Below are 17,941 nucleotides of genomic sequence, written 5' to 3'. Positions count from 1 at the left end.
GAACTACCTCGGTTGCAGGGTGGCGTTGGCTGGGTGTTCGGCATCGGCAAAAGCGTGCCTGCGTACCATCTGGATGTAGGCGATGCCGAGCCCGGCAATCGACCAGTACACCACCGGGATGACCGTGATGCTGCTGACCGTGAAAATGGTTACCAGAATGCCCAGCAATGTCGCCAGCAGCACCCGGCCGAGCTGACGGTAAGGATCATTCCTGTCGGGGAAGGTGCGCATGCTCTTGTTGATGCCCATCAGCACGCAGGCGAAGAACGCTACGAACAGCCCCAGCCCAACCAGGCCGATCCGCAGTGCCAGGCCGATGTAGGTGTTGACGATGTCGATGATGCCTTCGCCCTGGATCATCGATTGCATTTCCGGCGTGTTGCGGAAATCGAACGAACCAAACAACGGGTAGCGCTGAATGACGATCCACGAATTGTCGAGCAAACGCTCGCGGTAGGTGATGTTCTCATTGTCCACGCTGCCGATGAACGGCAGCAGGTCGAGGATCTTGTCGCCGCCAGGCACGACGGTCAGCACTGGAATGCTCAGCACCCCTGCCAGGGCGAGCAGGGACAGGCGCGTGACCGCACGCTTGCCCATGGCGATGAACACGACAATCATCACTGCCGCGCCCACCCAGGGGCCGCGAGACAGGGGGGCAAACAGGCCAGCGGCCAGCAGCAAGGCCCCAAGGTTGCGTTGCAACTGGCTGCGCACAAAGCCCTGCACGAACAGGAATAGGCCAATCGCAACCGTAATCACATAGCCCAGGGCAATGGCCTGGCCGGCGGTGACGCTGGCACGCAAGGAACCGCCCCGGCTCAGGTAGCCCTTCATGCTCCATTCCACACCCAAGGCGTCGAGCAGGGCGTTGTACAGCAGCCAGTGGCGGGCGTACTCAGCCACCGCCAGCAGCGACAGGACCATTGCCGCAATGACAAAGGCCAGCATCGCGTCCTTGAAGTCACTGAGCTCTCTCAGCCCGCGGCTGGCGACGTAGTAGGGCAGGAACACGTCGACATACAGGTACACCGCCTGGCGCAGGGTATCGGTAATCGTGGTTTCGCGCAGGTACAGCAGCCCCATCAGCAACAGGCTGGCGGCCAGCAGCTTGTCGGCCCACAGGCGGCCGAAACGCAGCGTGCCGCTCTGCTTGCTCAGCACCAGTGCGGCGGGAAGCAACACGCACAAGGTCAGTATGCGTTGATGGTTCAGCTCGATCAGGTAGTTGACCACGCCAAACCCGGGCACTTCTTTCGAAGCGGGCGGGATGACGAACAGCAACAGGAAGAACAGCGCCATGGGGTTGCGCTCCCGGCGCCTGGCCGTGAGCAGGATGACGGCGGCAACGGCGGTGTAGATCCAGTAGCTGTGCGCGAAGAAGGCCACCAGTGTCAAGGCGAACCACAGGTTGCGGCGGCGCTTGAAATCGCCCTCGGCAATCAGGTCCGTCGCCGGGCTGCGCGCGAGAAAGAACACCACGCAAGCCAGGAACAAAATGACGATCAGCGCACGTAAATGTTCGGGCATGGGAGAGTTCACCTGTCCCTGGGTGGATGGGCACTAGCATCATGGCTAATTGAAACTATAGTGACTTCTAGCCATTCAGTCAGAGATTCAACTCATGCCGTCGATTGATGTGCAAGCACCTGCCAGTCTGCGCAAGCGTGCCATGGGCGCAGGTGCATGGAACCTGGTCTCGCTGGTGGCCTCGCAGGTGCTGCGCCTGGGCGGCAACCTGATCATGGCGCGGATACTGCTGCCGGAAATGTTCGGGGTCATGGTCATTGCCACGACCGTTTCTGTGCTGTTGCACCTGCTGTCCGATGTCGGCCTGCGGCAGAACATCATTCAAAGCCACCGCGGCGACGACCCCTTGTTCCTCAACACCGCCTGGACGGTGCAGATCGTGCGCGGCTTCACGCTGTTCACGCTGACGCTGCTGTTGGCCCTCGGCGCCTGGTGGGCGCAAGTGGCCGATCTGTGGCCGGCGCATTCCACCTACGCTGCCCCAGAGCTACCGCTGGTGCTGGCGGTGACCGGCATTTCAGCGATCATCTGGGGGTTCCAGTCCACCAAGATAGACGTCGCGGTACGCGCCTTCCAGCAAAAGCGCGTGGTGCTGATAGAACTCGCCTCGCAGGTCGTCGGGTTGATCACCATGCTGGTCATCGGGTATTTCACCCGGTCCATCTGGTCTCTGGTGATCGCCGGGCTGGCCTCGGCACTGGTTGGCACGCTGCTGGGCCACTTCGCCTTGCAAGGCCCGCACAACCGGCTGCAATGGGACCGTGCAGCGCTGACCGAACTGATCGTGTTCGGCCGCTGGATTCTGCTGTCTTCGATGGTCGGGGTGCTGGCGATGTATGGCGACCGCATCTGGTTCGGCGGCACGATGACGGTGGCGCAGCTTGGGGTGTATTCCATAGCCGTGCTGATTCTGGGGTCGATCCAGACCGGCCTGCTCAAACTGGTCGGGTCAGTGGCGCTTCCGGCCTTCAGCGAGGCGGCCAGGGAAGGTGACCATGCGCGGCTGAAAAAACTCTACTTCCACTTCAGGCTGCTGGTCGATCTGGTCATGCTGTTCCTGTGTGGCGGCTTCCTGACCGCCAGCCCACTGCTGATCGGCTGGATGTACGATGATCGCTATGCCGACGCAGGCCCAATGCTGGCGATTCTGTCGCTGTCGTTCTTCACCTTGCGCTATACCTTGGCACATCAGTTGTGGATTGCCTTGGGCCATACCAAGTACCAGGCCATGGACAACATCATCCGGCTCGTCTCGTTGTGGACACTGATACCGTTGTTGCTGTTCATGGGCGGAGTGAAGTACGCCATCTGGGGTGCCGCGCTGCATACCTTCCCGACGCTGGCACTGATTGTCTATGTCAATTCCAAGCTGAATATCTGGAGTTTCAAGCGTGAACTGGTAGTGCTACCGATGTTGGCGGTCGGTGCAGTGTGTGGGTTGCTGATCACGCGCTTTTTCGAATGGCTCTGAAGCCTTCCCGGCAGGCTGCTCAATAAGAAACCGGGCTAGATAAAACCAACGGCATAGGTCTTGTGATCATGGGGAAGCTACAGTTTCTTGGTCGGCAATTGGGTCGTCGCGGCTTTCTTCGCAGTGGGGTAGTGCTGGGGGCGGGCGTAGCCGTTTTCGGTATTGGCGCCCGGGTAGCGCGCGAGCCTGCGCAAAAGGGCGGGTTCGTCGTGATCAACGGGTGGGTCTTGCCTAGCGAATACTTCAAGGACAGTCGAGCATGATCAAGGACTTCCAGGCTGAGAAGACCCTGCGCAAGGCCTACGACGTGTGCATCATCGGTGCCGGCCCGGCCGGCATCACCCTGGCCCTGCAATTGGCGCAGGCGGGGTGGAGCGTGGCGCTGCTCGAAGGGGGAGGGCATGAGTATGAACCACGCTCGCAGAACCTCTACGCCTGCAGTTCGACCGGCCTTGAGCTTTATGCCGAACAGACGCGCCTGCGTTACCTGGGCGGCACCTCCAATCATTGGGCAGGCCGTTGCCGCCCGTTCACGGCTTCGGATTTTGCCGTAGCACCGCCGGTGGGCCTTCCGGGCTGGCCGATCGATTATGCGCAGATCGAGCGCTACCTGCCGGCGGCCATGGCGATCGTCGACTTGCCGCACGGGGCTGATTTCAAACCCGAGAACACTGGCCTGAACGGGGGCGAATTCGACGCTGATTGTTTTCTGCTGAGCCCGCCAACACGGTTCGCGCAAAAGTATGCGTCGGCGCTCACAGAAACGCCTGGGCTGGAAGTGTTCATCAACTGCAACTGTGTCGACCTCGAATTCGATCAGGCCTCAGGGCAGTTGCAGGCAGCGGTAGTGTGCGATTACGACAAACAGCGCGAGCGTGTCGTGGCCAATCAGTTCGTCTTGGCGATGGGGGCGATCGAGAACGCCAGGCAATTGCTCAACAGCGCTTCGCTTGTGAAGGCGGGGGTGGTGAAAAAAGAAGGCCTGACCGGACGTTGCCTGATGGAACACCTGAACATCGACCTGGGCACCTTCATTCTCAAAGATGGCGTGGGCACCGAGCAACGCCAGTATTACACCACCGATGCATTCGTCGCTGAGTACCAGGCCGGCAAGGGCAATGTCTCTGCTACGGTACTGGCCGATGTGCAGACCTACGGTAGAACGGCTGAGGTCAAATACTTTCTGGAAAACCTGGCGTGTCAGATGGGGCTGGCCAGCAAGATCGAGTTCGTCGCCAAGTTCAGCTGCCCCGGCGATGGCGTGCTGACCACGATGATCGAGCAGTTCCCGGATGCGCAAAGCCGGCTATCGCTGCTCGACGAAAAAGACGAGCTGGGCGTTGCCAAGGTCAATGTCAATTGGGTGCTCAGTGCCACCGACAGGCATACCATCAAGTGCATCGGCGCGGAACTGGCCAAGCAGTTCGCCCAGGCGGGACTGGGCTTCATCAAGCTCAACGATTATGTCTATGACACCGAACTGCCCTTGAAACTGTCGCCCCATGCCCATCACATGGGCACGACACGCATGGCGGCATCCCCCGAGTTCGGCGTGGTCGACGCCGACTGCAAGGTGTTCGGCAGTGAAAACCTCTATGTAGCGGGCAGCAGCATTTTTGCTACGGGCGGCGCCTCGAACCCGACGATGCCGCTGTTGCAATTCGCCCTCAGATTGGCCGACCACCTCGATACGAAAATGAGGGCGGCCAGTGGCGCGATGGCTTGAAGGGATGAGCAACGTGGGGAAGGGTTGAGTGCGACAGGGTCAGCATGAACAAGAATGAGACCGGTTCGCCTCAGGGACAGTCCAGGACCGCTAGAAGTGCGAGGGTAGCAGAATGATTGGATGGATACGCAATGCCATGACGCAGTATGTCTACTCAACAGGACGGGGAGGTTCGGCTTACAAGAAATTCTGCAACCCCACGCCCTTGGAGTGGGGCACCTACCTGGCACGGTGGGGCAAATTCCACTCGGTGGGCAGCAATGTGTATATCAACTGCGGCTGCAATGTTACCGACCCCACGCTGGTGCGTATCGGCAGCAATGTGGGCCTGTCGGACTGTACCTTGATCGGCCACGACGGTGTGGTTGCGCTGATCGAGATCTGTTACGGCAAGCACCTCGATTCGGTCGGCTACATTGACATCAAGGACAACTGCTTCGTCGGGCATGGCGCGATCGTCATGCCGCGCGTGACCATCGGGCCTGACTCGGTGGTTGCCGCCGGGGCAGTCGTCACCAAGGATGTACCGCCTGGCACGGTAGTCGGCGGTAACCCGGCCAGAGTCATCTGCACCACCGAAGAGCTGATCACCCGGGTCGAAGCGCGTTGCAATGCCTACCCCTGGATCGAAACGGTCAAGCAGCGCAAAGGCGCTTACGACCCGACGGTAGAACCTGCACTGGCGCGCCAACGCAGCGAGTATTTCTTCGGAGACGGCAGCAATGGATAGAAAACCCGTCGATGTGATGGTCGTCAATTTCAATACCGCATCGTTGCTGCAGCCGATGTTCGATGCGCTGCGCCAAGCCGGCAGTGAACGGTTGGCCAGCTATCTGGTAGTGGACAACGCATCCGTCGACGATTCGGTGCAGCGCCTGGCCGAGGTCTGCCCCGAAGCTGTGCTGCTGAGCAACACGCACAATGTCGGTTTTGGCCGCGCCAACAACCAGTTGCTGGCGCACCTGCAGGGCAAGTACGCGCTGTTGCTCAACACCGACGCTTTCGTCGCTGCCGACAGCCTGCAGAAAACCATCGATTACATGGACGCGCACCCGGACTGCGGCGTGCTGGGCGTGCGCCTGGTGGGGCGCGACGGTGATCTGCAGCCCAGTTGCAGGTACTTCCCCACGCCCTTGAATGTGTTTGTCGCGCGTACCGGGCTGGGGCGCTTTTTCCCCGGGGTGAAGATGGTCGACGAGATGACCTGGGACCATGCCTCGGTGCGTGAATGCGACTGGTTGCCGGGCTGTTTCTACCTGGTGCGTCGTGAAGTGCTCGATCAGGTGGGCCTGTTCGACCCGCGCTACTTCCTTTATTACGAGGAAGTCGACCATTGCAAGCGGGTCAAGGATGCCGGATGGAAGGTGGTGTTCTACCCGCATACCACCGTCGTGCACATCGGCGGGGAGAGCTCCAAGTCGGTCGCCGAGCTGGAGGCTGCGAGCCGGCAGATCTCCAGCTACCAGATCGAGAGCGAGCTGCTGTACTTTCGCAAGCACCATGGCGTGCCGGGCCTGATCCTGCACATGGTGCTGGTAAGCCTGGGTGACCTGGTGCTGGCGCTCAAGGCACTGCTCAAGGGGCGAGGCTGGGGCGCGATAAAGGCCTGTTGGCTGCACACGCGCGCCACCTGGTCGCTGTTGCTCAGGACCCAGTTTGCCAGCCAACCAACACGGTAGGTGAAGCCATGTTCCAGAACATACGCGCGGACTTGCGTGCACACGGTGGAGATTGGGGGGCCCAGGGCTTCTGGGTGCTGGTGGTCTATCGCTTTGGCCGTTGGCGCTACGGGGTGCGGCCGGCGCTTCTGCGCAAGCTGCTGTCGTTTGTCTACAAGGTGCTGTTCAAATTCGTGCAGATCATCACCGGCGTCGAGTTGCCCTGTGAAGTGGTGATCGGCCGCAACTTCGTCATCGATCATTTCGGCGGCATCGTCATCAGCGGCTATGCGCGGTTCGGCGATGACTGCCGGATCCGCAACGGTGTGGTGGTTGGCCTGAAGAACGTCAATGAACCGATTGCGCCCATCTTTGGCAACAACGTCGATATCGGCGCCGGGGCCAAGGTGCTGGGCAACATTCGCATCGGCAACAACGTCGCGATCGGCTCCAACGCGGTGGTGCTGATCGATGTGCCGGACAACTCACTGGCCGTGGGCGTACCCGCGACCATCAAGGCGAGAAAACCCAGCGAAGCGATGGAGTTCACATGAGCCAGGCAATGGCTGACCGTACACGGGGTGGTTTGATCAAGCGTTGCGAGTGAGGTCCAGGGTGACAGGCATTGGCGTAGTGGTTATCGGCCGTAACGAAGGCCTTCGTCTGGAGCGCTGCCTGGCGTCGTTGGCAGGTCGTGCGGACAAGGTGGTGTACGTCGACTCAGGTTCCACGGATGGTTCCGTGCAACGGGCATCGGCCCTGGGTGTCGAGGTGCTGACGTTGGACATGAGCAGACCTTTCACGGCCGCGCGTGCACGCAACGAGGGCTTCGCCTGCCTGCAAAGGGCCCTGCCTGCCGTGCGCCTTGTGCAGTTCGTCGATGGCGATTGCGAAGTGGATGCCGGCTGGCTCGCCACGGCGCGAGCCTTTCTCGACGCCCACCCGCAGGTGGCGGTGGTGTGTGGGCGGCGCCGCGAGCGCTTTCCCCAGCACTCGGTCTACAACTGGCTGTGTGACCTGGAGTGGGACACCCCGGTGGGTGAAACCAAGGCCTGTGGCGGTGATGCGCTGATGCGTGTGGATGCCTTCGTGGCCGTCGCGGGCTATCGCTCGGCGCTGATCGCCGGGGAGGAGCCCGAGCTGTGCGTGCGGCTCAGGGCGGCGGGCTGGAAGGTCTGGCGCCTGGCTGCTGAAATGACGTTGCACGATGCCGCCATGACACGCTTCGGCCAGTGGTGGCGGCGCAGCGTACGCGCAGGCTACGCCTATGCCGAAGGTGCCTGCCTGCATGGGGCGCCGCCGGAACGGCATTGGCTGCGTGAGTCACGCCGTGCCTGGTTGTGGGGCCTGGGCATTCCACTGCTGGTTGCACTGGCAAGCGTCTGGGCGGGCCCGTGGGCACTGTGGTTGCTGCTGGTCTACCCCTTGCAGATGCTGCGCCTGGCGCGCCGTGGCGGCAGGTCGGCGCGGGAAAACGCAGTGCAGGCGGCCTTTCTGGTGCTGGGCAAATTCCCGGAGATGCTGGGCCAGATGAGGTTTGTGCTGAACAGGTACACGGCCGGCAACCCGGCGTTGATCGAGTACAAATGAGATGCCTAAGATGCTCGGATCGTTAGCCAAAAGCGTCCTCACCTTGCAACCGGGCTACTCGCTGCGGGCGCTCAACAACAAGTACAAGCTGGGCGCAGCCATGATCAGGCAGTGGCCGGACTTGCGCACCTTCATGCAGCGCATGTCCGCTGCGCTGGGCAACGAGCGCTTTGCCCGGCTAGGCGTGGACTGCATCGGGGTGGTGCAGTGGCCATACATCAGCAAATGCTGGGATGCCCGTGAGCGGCTCGATGTGGTGGCCTCGCACTATGAGGTGGTCGTCAGCCAGTTGCCGGCACTGTTGCTGTTGGGGCGCGAGGAACGCCGAGTGGTCTGTGACCTGTCGGCCTACTCCAAGGATTGTGCTCTGGTGCTGGATCGGCCGATCTGGTTCAAGCGTGAGGGGGAATTGGTGATCAACCTGTTCCAGGCTGACCTGCGCGTGGCGTCGTTGGCGTTCACCCTGTGCCGCACAGAGGGCGAGTTGTGCCTGTTCATTGGCGCCGTGCAAGGTATTCATAAAGGCATCGACAGCGAAACCTCCCTGAACATCTACCGCGACCTGACCAAGGATTTCGAAGGGTTGCGCCCCCGAAGCTTTCTGCTCGAAGCCCTCAAGTGCCTGGCCAGAACGGTCGGGGTCGCGCGCATCCATGCTGTCGGTGATCAGTGCCGGCACCACCGCCACCCCTATTTCGGGGTTGATAAGGCTCAGGACCTGGCAGCCAACTATGATGTGATATGGCAGGAGAGCGGTGCCGAGGCATCGCTGCGTGAGGGCTTCTTCGAGCTCCCCCTGGCGCCTGCCAAGCGTAATCTGGAGGACATCGCGCCGAAGAAACGCGCCATGTACAGACGCCGCAACGCGCTACTGGACGACGTTTTCGCCAAGATAGAAGCAGCACTGCCCGGCACCACCACGCAAACAGCGCTGCCGTTGCATCCTCAGCTAGCCTGTAGTCAGTGAGCCACAGCATGAGGTAAAGGTCAGGGCGTCGCCGAAGCGGCCCGACCCTATCAGTAAACGGATTTCGATTTGGGGGCGTATGCGCATTGCTTATTTCATCAATCAGTATCCCAAGGTCAGTCACAGCTTCATTCGTCGCGAAATTCTGGCGCTCGAACGTCAAGGCATGGAGGTTCAACGCATCGCCCTGCGGGGTTGGGACGCCGAGTTGCAGGACGATGAAGATATCGCCGAGCGGGGCAAGACCCGCTACGTGCTGCAAGGGGGCCTCAAAAGCCTGCTCAAACCGATGCTGCAGGTAGCGCGCGCCGAGCCGCGGCGTTTCCTTTCAGCGTTGCGCCTGGCGTTGAGCATGGGGTTGCGCGCCGATCGAGCCTGGCCTTATCACCTGGTCTATCTGGCTGAAGCGTGCCGTGTCGTGCAGTGGCTGAAAAGCGCTGCTGCGGAGCACGTGCACGCGCATTTCGGCACCAATTCCACCGAGGTGGTCATGCTGGCCAACACCCTCGGTGGCCCCCGCTACAGCTTCACCGTGCACGGGCCGGAGGAGTTCGACAAGCCGCAATTCCTGCACATGGCAGAGAAGGTGCGCCGCGCCGCATTCGTCGCTGCGGTGAGCTCGTACGGGCGCAGCCAGTTGTTTCGCTGGGTGGCCCATGAGCACTGGGTCAAGGTGAAGGTGGTGCATTGCGGCCTGGAGCGCAGTTTCCATGAAGGCCCGGCCATCGCGCCCCCGGCAGCGCCGCGGCTGGTATGCGTAGGGCGCCTGTGCGAGCAGAAGGGCCAGCTGCTGCTGCTTGAAGCCGCCCGGCGCCTGTTCGCCGACGGGGTGGCGTTCGAACTGGTGCTGGCCGGCGATGGTGAAATGCGTGAGCAGATCGACGCGTTGATCGCCCGCCATGGTTTGCAGGGCCAGGTGCGCGTCACGGGCTGGATCAGCAGCGCCCAGGTCCGGGAAGAAATCCTTGCTGCCCGCGCGCTGGTGCTGCCGAGTTTCGCCGAAGGGCTGCCTGTGGTCCTCATGGAGGCCATGGCCTTGCGTCGTCCGGTATTGACGACCTTTGTCGCTGGCATCCCCGAGCTGGTTCGGCAAGGGGAAAACGGTTGGCTGTTCCCGGCAGGCGAAGTGCAAGCGTTGGCCGAGGCCATGGCGGATTGCCTGGCGCAGCCTGCCCAGGCCCTGCAGCAGATGGGCCAGGCTGCCTACGAGCGCGTGCTCCAGCGTCACGATATCGATACCGAAGCGGCCAGGCTGGTTCGCTATTTCAAGGCAATTGCATGATTACTTTATTGAGTTGGCTGTTAGGCATCGTGGCATTGCTTGTGCTGCTGCCGGTGCTGGTGCTGTTGGTCCAGGTGCTGTTGGCTTGCCTGCCGGCGCGGCCGGAGCCACAGCTCAAGGGCGCACGGCCACGGGTGGCGGTGTTGGTACCGGCGCACAACGAGGCGCTGGTCATCGCGTCTGCACTGGCGAGCATCGCCGGGCAATTGCGCGAGGGCGACCAGTTGCTGGTGGTGGCGGACAACTGCAGCGACGATACCGCCGCATTGGCGCGGGCTGCCGGTGCGCAGGTGATCGAGCGTCAGGACCCGCACCTGCGTGGCAAGGGTTATGCGCTGGACTACGGCGTACGGCATCTGGCGCACAACCCGCCGCAGGTGGTGCTGATCATCGACGCCGATTGCCAGGTGAGCGCCGGTGCCGTCGAGCGCCTGGCGCACAGTTGCGTCGAGTCTGGCCGGCCGGTGCAGTCTTTGTACCTGATGCATGCACCTGCAGGCGCTGGGCTGAAAGTGCAGGTCGCCGAATTCGCCTGGCGCGTGAAGAACCTGGTGCGCCCGCGTGGATGGGCTCGGGCAGGCTTGCCGTGCCAGTTGATGGGGGCGGGCATGGCGTTCAGTTGGCAGGACGTGACAGCGGCCAACTTGGCGACCGGCCACCTGGTCGAAGACATTAAGCTGGGCCTGGAGCTGTGCCGCGATGGCAAACCCCCGCTGTTCTGCCCGGCGGCCACTGTCACCAGCCAGTTCCCGACCAGCCAGGAAGGCCTGAACAGCCAACGCACCCGCTGGGAGCATGGCCATCTGGGGTTGCTGCTGACGGAGGGCCCCGGGTTGATCCGCCGCTCGCTGGCGCAGGGTAACTGGCCTTTGCTGGCCATGGCCGTGGACCTGCTGGTACCGCCGTTGGCGCTGCTGGCCTTGGCCATGGTAGTGGTGTTCAGCGTGGCATGGCTGGCATTTGCGGTCTTCGGCATTGTACTGCCGGCAGTGCTTGCCACCATCAACCTTGCGCTGTTGCTGGCCGCGGTGGTGTTGGCCTGGTGGCGCTTCTCGCGTGAGGTGATCCCGTTTTCCGTATTGCTGTATGCGCCGTTCTACGCGGCGAAGAAGATTCCCCTTTACCTCGGTTTTCTGCTCAAGCGCCAGGTTGACTGGGTGCGCTCGAAACGGGATGACAGCTGAATGGACGCATGGCCCTGGGTGCGACGCTGGAAGACGATCATCGACAAGCTGCGCGTGGTCGATGACGCCGCTGATGAGCAGCAGGTGCTGCAGGCACTGAGCGCGCCGCGCACGGCCACGGTGTTGGGCTTCGTCAATGCCCATGCCATGAACCTGGTGGCTGCCAACGCCGACTACTGCACCGCGCTGGCGGCAGCGGACGTGCTGCTGCGCGACGGGTCGGGCATCGCGATACTGTATCGGCGCCTGGGGCTGGCGCCCGGGCTGAACATGAACGGCACCGATTTCATTCCCGAGTTGCTGGCTGCGTTCAACGGCAGGCGGGTAGCGTTCTGGGGCACCCAGGAGCCGTACCTGAGCCGGGCCGCCGACCAGGCCGAAGCGCTTTACGGGGTAAACGTCGTGTCGCTGCATGACGGCTTTGCCAGTATCGACACCTACATCGACCTGGCGCGGCAGCAGCAGCCGGAACTGATCGTGCTGGGCATGGGCATGCCCAAGCAGGAGAACGTCGCAGCGCGCCTGGCTGAATTGGGCAGGCCCTGCCTGATCGTCTGCGGCGGAGCGATCCTGGATTTCATGGGCGGCAAGGTCACCCGGGCGCCGGACTGGTTACGCCGCTTGGGCGGCGAATGGGTGTACAGGCTGAGCAGGGAGCCCAAGCGGCTGTTCGTGCGCTATGTGGTTGGCAATCCGCTGTTCCTGCTGCGGGCGTTGCTGTTCGGCAAAGCGACCCTGACAGGGCCGTGAGCGAGGCGGATTGAGCCCCGCACTGCCTGCCGGGTACTGCTACAGTGATATCAGGCGGCGCGGGGAGTCGTGGCAGCTTTTTTGACTGATCTGGTGTTGGATCTAAGGTTGGTTGTATCGCACGGGTGTAATGGCAACAGGTGGGTCACGCACATAAAAAGAGGCCTCATAATGGTATTCGAGCCTAGAAGCAGCCGTTCTTTGCTGCAGCGAAGAAGTAGTGTGAGTAACGCCATTCAAGCCGGCCTCGATGGCATCGCCGTCACCAGTGTTGCGTGGTATCTGATCTATGACCAGTTTGGGTATATTACTTCAGACTACGTGATCATGCTGTTGCTGCTGATAGGTGCGCTGGCCGTCATTTATGATCACTATGCCATTTATCGTAGTAACGTTGGCCTGTCCGTCAAAGCCTTCCGGTTGTTCAAGGCGTGGTCTGCCACGTTTTGTTTCTTAGTAGTTATCGCGTTTCTCACCAAACAGAGTGAAACCTATTCGCGGCTGTTGGTGGTGCAGTTATTTGTGTTTGGTTACATTGCCCAGTTGCTCCTGCATATTGTGGTGCGCGAACTGCAAAAGCGCTTTACTGCTCATGCTCGCCAGGACAACGCGTTGATTATCGGCGGGGGCGACTTGGCGAACTTCCTCTACCAGAAAATCAGTAACAACCCCTGGTTCGGTGAGCGGGTGGTCGGTTGTGTGCTGATCGATGAGCAACTCGATGGGCAGGACATGGCCGATGCAAAGTTGCGCCTGCCTGTATTGGGCCGTATTGCCGACCTGGACGAGCTCATCGCCAAGCACGCGATCCGCACGGTCTATCTGGTGACGCCGCTGGGCGGCTCTGAGCTGATCAACGATGTCTACCTGAAACTCTTGGACAAGTGCATTGCGGTCAACTGGGTGCCCGATATCTTCTCGCTGCGCCTGATCAACCACAGCGTCCGTGAGATTGCCGGCATCCCGGTATTGACGTTGTCGGAAACTCCGCTCACCGGCATGAGCCTGTTCCTGAAGAACCTGGAAGACCGCGTGCTGGCTGCGTTCATTCTGCTGTGTGCCTCGCCGGTACTGCTGGTGGTGGCCGCGATCATCAAGTTCGACAGCCCGGGGCCGGTGTTTTTCCGCCAGGAACGTACCGGGTGGACGGGGGAGTCGTTTCGCATCTGGAAGTTTCGCAGCATGCGCGTCCACCAACCCGATGCTGGCGTGGTCCAGCAGGCGCAGAAGAATGACCCAAGGCTGACCCGGGTCGGCGCCTTCATCCGGCGCACCAGCCTGGATGAGTTGCCGCAGCTGTTCAATGTATTGACGGGCGAGATGTCGCTGGTGGGCCCGCGTCCGCATGCGCTGCAACACGATACGTTGTACTCCCAGGACATCGTCGACTACTTCGCCCGCCACAACATCAAGCCCGGCATGACAGGCCTGGCACAGGTGCGGGGCTACCGGGGGGAAACCAAGGACATCGAACAGATGATCCAGCGGGTGAACTCGGACATCGAGTACATCAACAACTGGTCGCTCTGGCTCGACTTCGTGATTCTGGTTCGAACGCTCAGTGCCTTTACCGGCAAGCAGGCCTACTGAAGCCGGTACTCGACCACGCGCCATCCAAAGGGGCAGGGATCCATGAACAGGTTGTCTTGGCTGGGCGGGGTTGTGTCGAGGGTAGCGAAGGCCGAGTGGCCGATTTTTCTGTTATGGGCGTTTCTGCTCTCGCCGTTGTTCGTCAAGCTGTTGGTCGAGTGCAATTGCTCGAAAATGGATTTGTTGGTCATCTACACACTGGTCATTTCAGTGTTATGGCTGCTGGCCACGCGGTTCGTTTCAGCCAATCAATTCAAGGTTCATCTTCTGTTGTTGCCATTCTATCTGGCGGCCAGTGTCGATCTGTTCCTGGTTCTGAACTTTGGTTCGCGCTTGACGGCAGCCTATCTTTTTATCGGGCTGACCAATTATAAAGAGGCGACTGATTTTCTCAGTACCTACTGGCATTCGATCAGTGCGGTACTGCTGGTATTCGTGCTGTGTTATGGCGTTGGCTTGGCTGGCGTGTACCGGCGCACGTTTTACAAGAACAAGGCGATTTTTGGCTTGACGATAAGTGCCTTGTTGGTCGGGTATGGCGCCTATTTCTACAAAACCGTCAAACTCAATTCGCTGGGTAAGAGTGCAGTCCTGGACCTGGCAGCCAAGGATCAAAGTACCCCGGTAGGTTATTTGTCGCAAATCGGCTTGACGGTCACGTTGTATGCCGAGTCCAAGCGCTATATCAAACAGCGCCTGGAGTCCGAGGTGAAGATAACTGCAGTGTCGGACGCCGCTGATGTCGAGACCCTCGTGTTCGTCATCGGCGAGTCCTCACGGCCACACAACTGGTCGCTGTATGGTTACCACCAACCCACCACGCCGAACCTCGACAAAGAGGTGGGGGTGTTCAAGTTCAACAGCATGTGCACCACGGCGCCCTATACGTCGGTCGCCGTGCCTTCATTGCTCAGCCTGGCGCCGATCAAGCACTGGGACCTGATCGCCTCGACCAAATCCCTGGTTGGCATCTACCGCGCTGCCGGCTACAGAACGTACTGGCTGTCTTCCCAGGAAGTCGACAGTTTTGGCGGGATCATTCCGCAGATTGCTGCTGAGGCGCAGACCCGCCAATACTTTGAGCGCAGCTACGACGGCGCCTTGATGCAAGCCTACGAAGACATCATCCGGCAGGGCGGCAGGCAGAAACAGGCCATCTTCATTCATATCAAGGGCAGCCATTTCGATTATGCCCGCCGCTACCCACGCGAGTTCGGCAAGTTCAAGCCGGCAAGCGACAGCGCGAAGGACCGGATCACCGCAGATTACGATAACTCGATCCTGTACACCGACTGGCTGTTGGGCCGTATCATCGATCAACTCAAAAGCAGCCAGCGCAAGGCGTTATTGGTCTATTCGTCTGACCATGGCGAGAATTTGCTGGATGACAGCCGCGGTCTGTTGGGCCATGGCATGGGCAATGAGTATGATCTTTCGGTGGCAGCGTTCATCTGGGCTTCCGGCAGCCTGCTGCAGCGGCAGGCGCACGTGCTGGACAAACTCAAACAGCGGGAAGGGCAGACCGTCAGCATTTCCTCCCTTGCCCATACGTTGTTGAACATCACGGGCATTTCCATGCCGGGTTATGACAGCGCCCAAGACCTGTTGAGCGACAACTTCGTCCCGTCCAAATGCCCACATGTGCTGGCCGGTGAGTACGTGCCCTCGTTTGATTTCGATGTGAAGCGCGTTGCAGTGGAATGATCACGCGGGTATGCGGGTCGTCACGTGACGTGCTTGAACAGGGTGCTGCATGCGAAAGCTGTTGGCCTCTTCCACCAGCCAGTCGTGCACCGCACGAGCGCCCGGCTGGTTCAGCCCGCCTGGCGGGTAATGCACCACATAGCGCTTGTGGTTGGCGATCGGCACACCGAACGGCACGATCAATGCGCCCCGTTCAAGCTCATCATTGAGCAAGGTGCGGCGGGCTATGGCCACCCCGATCCCGGCAATCGCCGCTTCGATCGTCAAGTGATTGCGGTTGAAGGTATGCCCGCGTCGCACGTCCAGCCCTGGCGCACCGATGCCCTCCAGGTAGAACTCCCATTCGGCAAAATCCGAACTGCCGCGCCAGGCGGTGATGTCGTGCAGCAGGGGATAGTGGGCAAGGTCCGCAGGCCCGTGCAACGGCGGGCGGCCGCGCAGCAGGGCTGGCGAGCAGACGGGGAAGACCTGTTCATCCAGCAGCGGCGTCGAGAGCATGCCCGGGTAGCTGCCATCATTCAGGTCAATGGCCAGGTCGAAGTCGCCTGGGTTCAGCGCCTGCGCGCTGTCTTCGGCCACCAGACGCAACTCGATATCCGGATACCGCTGCTGAAAGCGCGGCAGGCGCGGTGTCAGCCACTTGGCCAGGAACGAGGGAATCGAGCGTACGCGCAAGGTGCCGCGGATTTCGCCGGCATCCAGGCGCAGCAGTTCGGCTTCGATGCTGCCGTAGGCCTCGGCCACGGTCTGCGCCAGGCGCTGCCCCTCGGCGCTCAGCTCAACCCCGCGTGCACGGCGTAGGAACAGGCGGTAACCAAGGCGCTCTTCCAGTTGGCGCATCTGCTGGCTGACCGCGCCGGGGGTGATGTGCAATTCCTCGGCGCACCGGGTGAAGGAGAGGTGCCGGGCTGCACAGGAAAAAACATGCAGCCAGACGAACATCTGGCCGTTCATTTGTCGTCGCATCGTTTAGCTCTGCTAAAGCCTTGCTTAGAAAGTTTCGTTGGTCATCAACAGGTGAGCGCGGCAGTATCGCGCAACTTCGCAGTAGCGTTCAATTTATCCAGACAGCCGCGTAACGGTGTTTCAGCCCGGCGCGGTCAGGCATTAGCATGGCTATCAGTGTTTTCGACCTTTTCAAAATCGGCATCGGCCCGTCCAGTTCCCACACCGTCGGCCCCATGCGGGCAGCTGCCACCTTTGCCCAGGCACTGCGCACCCAAGGCTTGCTGGGCCAGGTGCGGCGTATCGAAGTGCGCCTGTATGGGTCGCTTTCCGCTACGGGCGTGGGCCATGCCACAGACCGCGCCTGCCTGCTCGGCCTGATGGGGCAGTGGCCGGACCGCATCGACCCGGCCACGATCGACTCACGTATCGCTCAGGTGATGCAGGAGCAATGCCTGATGCTCGACGCCAGCCACCCGCTGACATTCATTTATGCACGCGACATGCTGCTGTTGGACGAGAACTTGCCCTATCACCCCAATGCCATGACCCTGGAGGCCATGGGCGAGCAGGGCAGCCTGCTCAGCCAAACCTACTATTCCGTTGGCGGCGGCTTCATTGTCGAGCAGGGTGAAATCGACGCGCCGCACAACCAAGCGGCTGCTGTGACGCTGCCCTACGAATTCTCCAGTGCGGCCCAGTTGCTGGCGCTGTGCAAGGCCCATCAGCTGAGCGTTGTCCAGTTGATGCTGGCCAATGAATGCGCGTGGCGCAGCGAAGCCGAGGTGCGCGAAGGGCTGCTGCGGATATGGGCCGCAATGCGTGAGTGCGTCGACAACGGCCTGCGCAACGAGGGCATTCTGCCTGGCGGGCTTGGCGTCAAGCGCCGCGCTGCACGCTTGCATCGCAGCCTGCAGGAACTGGGCAAACCCAATGTGATCGGCTCGACTTTGAGCGCGATGGAGTGGGTCAACCTGTTCGCCCTGGCGGTCAATGAAGAGAACGCCGCCGGCGGGCGCATGGTCACCGCGCCGACCAACGGCGCGGCGGGTATCATCCCTGCGGTGTTGCACTACTACATGAAGTTCAACCCCGTCGCCAGCGACGACGATGTGGTGGCGTTCCTGCTGGCCGCTGCCGCTGTCGGTATCCTGTGCAAGAAGAATGCATCGATCTCCGGTGCCGAAGTGGGCTGCCAGGGCGAGGTGGGTTCGGCATGCTCGATGGCCGCCGCCGGCCTTGCCCAAGTGCTGGGCGCTACACCCGGGCAATTGGAAAACGCCGCCGAGATCGCCCTGGAACACAACCTGGGCTTGACCTGTGACCCGGTCGGCGGGCTGGTCCAGGTGCCGTGCATCGAGCGCAATGCGATCGCCGCGGTCAAGGCGATCAATGCTGTGCAGATGGCCTTGCGCGGTGATGGCGAGCACTTCATCTCGCTGGACCGGGTGATTCGCACAATGCGTGACACCGGCGCCGACATGCATGCCAACTACAAGGAAACCTCGCGCGGTGGCCTGGCGGTGGCGTTCGTCGAGTGCTGA

At 61.2% G+C, this 17,941-nt stretch carries 15 protein-coding genes; 13 read left to right on the top strand and 2 right to left on the bottom strand.

The features are described 5' to 3' along the window. Positions 1-3: 3 nt before the first annotated feature. On the bottom strand, positions 4-1,530 hold the full coding sequence (locus OSW16_RS15130; RefSeq protein WP_267816396.1) for an O-antigen ligase family protein: 1,527 nt from the start codon (positions 1,528-1,530) through the stop codon (positions 4-6). 94 nt (positions 1,531-1,624) lie between these two features. Between OSW16_RS15130 and OSW16_RS15125 the strand changes: the two genes are divergently transcribed. The 12 genes from OSW16_RS15125 to OSW16_RS15070 all read left to right on the top strand — a co-directional run bounded on the left by OSW16_RS15125 (position 1,625) and on the right by OSW16_RS15070 (position 15,452). Continuing rightward, the gene (locus tag OSW16_RS15125) at positions 1,625-3,001 is read left to right on the top strand and encodes an oligosaccharide flippase family protein (protein WP_267816394.1); all 1,377 of its coding nucleotides are present in this window, start codon (positions 1,625-1,627) and stop codon (positions 2,999-3,001) included. A gap of 259 nt (positions 3,002-3,260) precedes the next feature. Next, entirely contained in the window at positions 3,261-4,727 is a 1,467-nt protein-coding gene (locus tag OSW16_RS15120; protein ID WP_267816392.1) for an FAD-dependent oxidoreductase, read from the top strand. 112 nt (positions 4,728-4,839) lie between these two features. Continuing rightward, the gene (locus tag OSW16_RS15115) at positions 4,840-5,457 is read left to right on the top strand and encodes an acyltransferase (protein WP_267816390.1); all 618 of its coding nucleotides are present in this window, start codon (positions 4,840-4,842) and stop codon (positions 5,455-5,457) included. After that, entirely contained in the window at positions 5,450-6,406 is a 957-nt protein-coding gene (locus OSW16_RS15110; RefSeq protein ID WP_241803661.1) for a glycosyltransferase family 2 protein, read from the top strand. The genes OSW16_RS15115 and OSW16_RS15110 overlap by 8 nt, the downstream gene beginning before the upstream one ends. Positions 6,407-6,414: 8 nt before the next feature. Then, positions 6,415-6,939, top strand: coding sequence for a serine O-acetyltransferase (locus tag OSW16_RS15105; protein WP_241803660.1), 525 nt, complete (start codon positions 6,415-6,417; stop codon positions 6,937-6,939). A 61-nt stretch (positions 6,940-7,000) separates the two neighbouring features. Then, positions 7,001-7,975 (top strand): glycosyltransferase, encoded by a 975-nt coding sequence (locus tag OSW16_RS15100; protein WP_241803657.1) that lies wholly within the window; start codon positions 7,001-7,003, stop codon positions 7,973-7,975. Positions 7,976-7,985: 10 nt separating this feature from the next. Beyond that, on the top strand, positions 7,986-8,942 hold the full coding sequence (locus tag OSW16_RS15095; RefSeq protein WP_267816386.1) for a VirK/YbjX family protein: 957 nt from the start codon (positions 7,986-7,988) through the stop codon (positions 8,940-8,942). Between the two features lie 79 nt (positions 8,943-9,021). Continuing rightward, positions 9,022-10,224: a glycosyltransferase family 4 protein gene (locus OSW16_RS15090; RefSeq protein ID WP_267816384.1), complete on the top strand. Its 1,203-nt coding sequence runs from the start codon at positions 9,022-9,024 to the stop codon at positions 10,222-10,224. Continuing rightward, on the top strand, positions 10,221-11,408 hold the full coding sequence (locus OSW16_RS15085) for a glycosyltransferase family 2 protein (RefSeq protein ID WP_267816382.1): 1,188 nt from the start codon (positions 10,221-10,223) through the stop codon (positions 11,406-11,408). Before OSW16_RS15090 ends, OSW16_RS15085 begins: the two co-directional genes overlap by 4 nt. Continuing rightward, positions 11,409-12,158 (top strand): WecB/TagA/CpsF family glycosyltransferase, encoded by a 750-nt coding sequence (locus OSW16_RS15080; RefSeq protein ID WP_267816380.1) that lies wholly within the window; start codon positions 11,409-11,411, stop codon positions 12,156-12,158. Between the two features lie 171 nt (positions 12,159-12,329). Then, positions 12,330-13,748 carry an undecaprenyl-phosphate glucose phosphotransferase gene (locus OSW16_RS15075; protein WP_267823988.1) on the top strand — a complete coding sequence of 473 codons (1,419 nt, stop codon included), beginning with the start codon at positions 12,330-12,332 and terminating at the stop codon, positions 13,746-13,748. A gap of 42 nt (positions 13,749-13,790) precedes the next feature. Continuing rightward, complete coding sequence (locus OSW16_RS15070; protein ID WP_267816378.1) at positions 13,791-15,452, top strand: phosphoethanolamine transferase; 1,662 nt, start codon at positions 13,791-13,793, stop codon at positions 15,450-15,452. Here OSW16_RS15070 and OSW16_RS15065 read toward each other — a convergent pair whose 3' ends face one another. Then, on the bottom strand, positions 15,453-16,418 hold the full coding sequence (locus tag OSW16_RS15065; RefSeq protein ID WP_267816376.1) for a LysR substrate-binding domain-containing protein: 966 nt from the start codon (positions 16,416-16,418) through the stop codon (positions 15,453-15,455). Positions 16,419-16,564: 146 nt separating this feature from the next. On the opposite strand from OSW16_RS15065, the gene OSW16_RS15060 reads away from it, so the two are divergent. Further along, entirely contained in the window at positions 16,565-17,941 is a 1,377-nt protein-coding gene (locus OSW16_RS15060) for an L-serine ammonia-lyase (protein WP_267816374.1), read from the top strand.

It is taken from the genome of Pseudomonas putida (genome assembly GCF_026625125.1).
Taxonomy (GTDB): domain Bacteria; phylum Pseudomonadota; class Gammaproteobacteria; order Pseudomonadales; family Pseudomonadaceae; genus Aquipseudomonas; species Aquipseudomonas putida_X.
Note: the sequence above shows the minus strand (reverse complement) of the source record. Positions and strands in the feature narration are given on the sequence as shown.

Excerpts from the sequence above, each read along its gene's own strand:
- OSW16_RS15130 (WP_267816396.1), bottom strand. The coding sequence starts at position 1,530 with ATGCCCGAACATTTACGTGCGCTGATCGTCATTTTGTTCCTGGCTTGC.
- OSW16_RS15085 (WP_267816382.1), top strand. The coding sequence starts at position 10,221 with ATGATTACTTTATTGAGTTGGCTGTTAGGCATCGTGGCATTGCTTGTG.
- OSW16_RS15110 (WP_241803661.1), top strand. The coding sequence starts at position 5,450 with ATGGATAGAAAACCCGTCGATGTGATGGTCGTCAATTTCAATACCGCA.
- OSW16_RS15090 (WP_267816384.1), top strand. The coding sequence starts at position 9,022 with ATGCGCATTGCTTATTTCATCAATCAGTATCCCAAGGTCAGTCACAGC.
- OSW16_RS15080 (WP_267816380.1), top strand. The coding sequence starts at position 11,409 with ATGGACGCATGGCCCTGGGTGCGACGCTGGAAGACGATCATCGACAAG.
- OSW16_RS15115 (WP_267816390.1), top strand. The coding sequence starts at position 4,840 with ATGATTGGATGGATACGCAATGCCATGACGCAGTATGTCTACTCAACA.
- OSW16_RS15105 (WP_241803660.1), top strand. The coding sequence starts at position 6,415 with ATGTTCCAGAACATACGCGCGGACTTGCGTGCACACGGTGGAGATTGG.
- OSW16_RS15065 (WP_267816376.1), bottom strand. The coding sequence starts at position 16,418 with ATGCGACGACAAATGAACGGCCAGATGTTCGTCTGGCTGCATGTTTTT.
- OSW16_RS15070 (WP_267816378.1), top strand. The coding sequence starts at position 13,791 with ATGAACAGGTTGTCTTGGCTGGGCGGGGTTGTGTCGAGGGTAGCGAAG.
- OSW16_RS15120 (WP_267816392.1), top strand. The coding sequence starts at position 3,261 with ATGATCAAGGACTTCCAGGCTGAGAAGACCCTGCGCAAGGCCTACGAC.
- OSW16_RS15095 (WP_267816386.1), top strand. The coding sequence starts at position 7,986 with ATGCTCGGATCGTTAGCCAAAAGCGTCCTCACCTTGCAACCGGGCTAC.
- OSW16_RS15125 (WP_267816394.1), top strand. The coding sequence starts at position 1,625 with ATGCCGTCGATTGATGTGCAAGCACCTGCCAGTCTGCGCAAGCGTGCC.
- OSW16_RS15060 (WP_267816374.1), top strand. The coding sequence starts at position 16,565 with ATGGCTATCAGTGTTTTCGACCTTTTCAAAATCGGCATCGGCCCGTCC.
- OSW16_RS15075 (WP_267823988.1), top strand. The coding sequence starts at position 12,330 with ATGGTATTCGAGCCTAGAAGCAGCCGTTCTTTGCTGCAGCGAAGAAGT.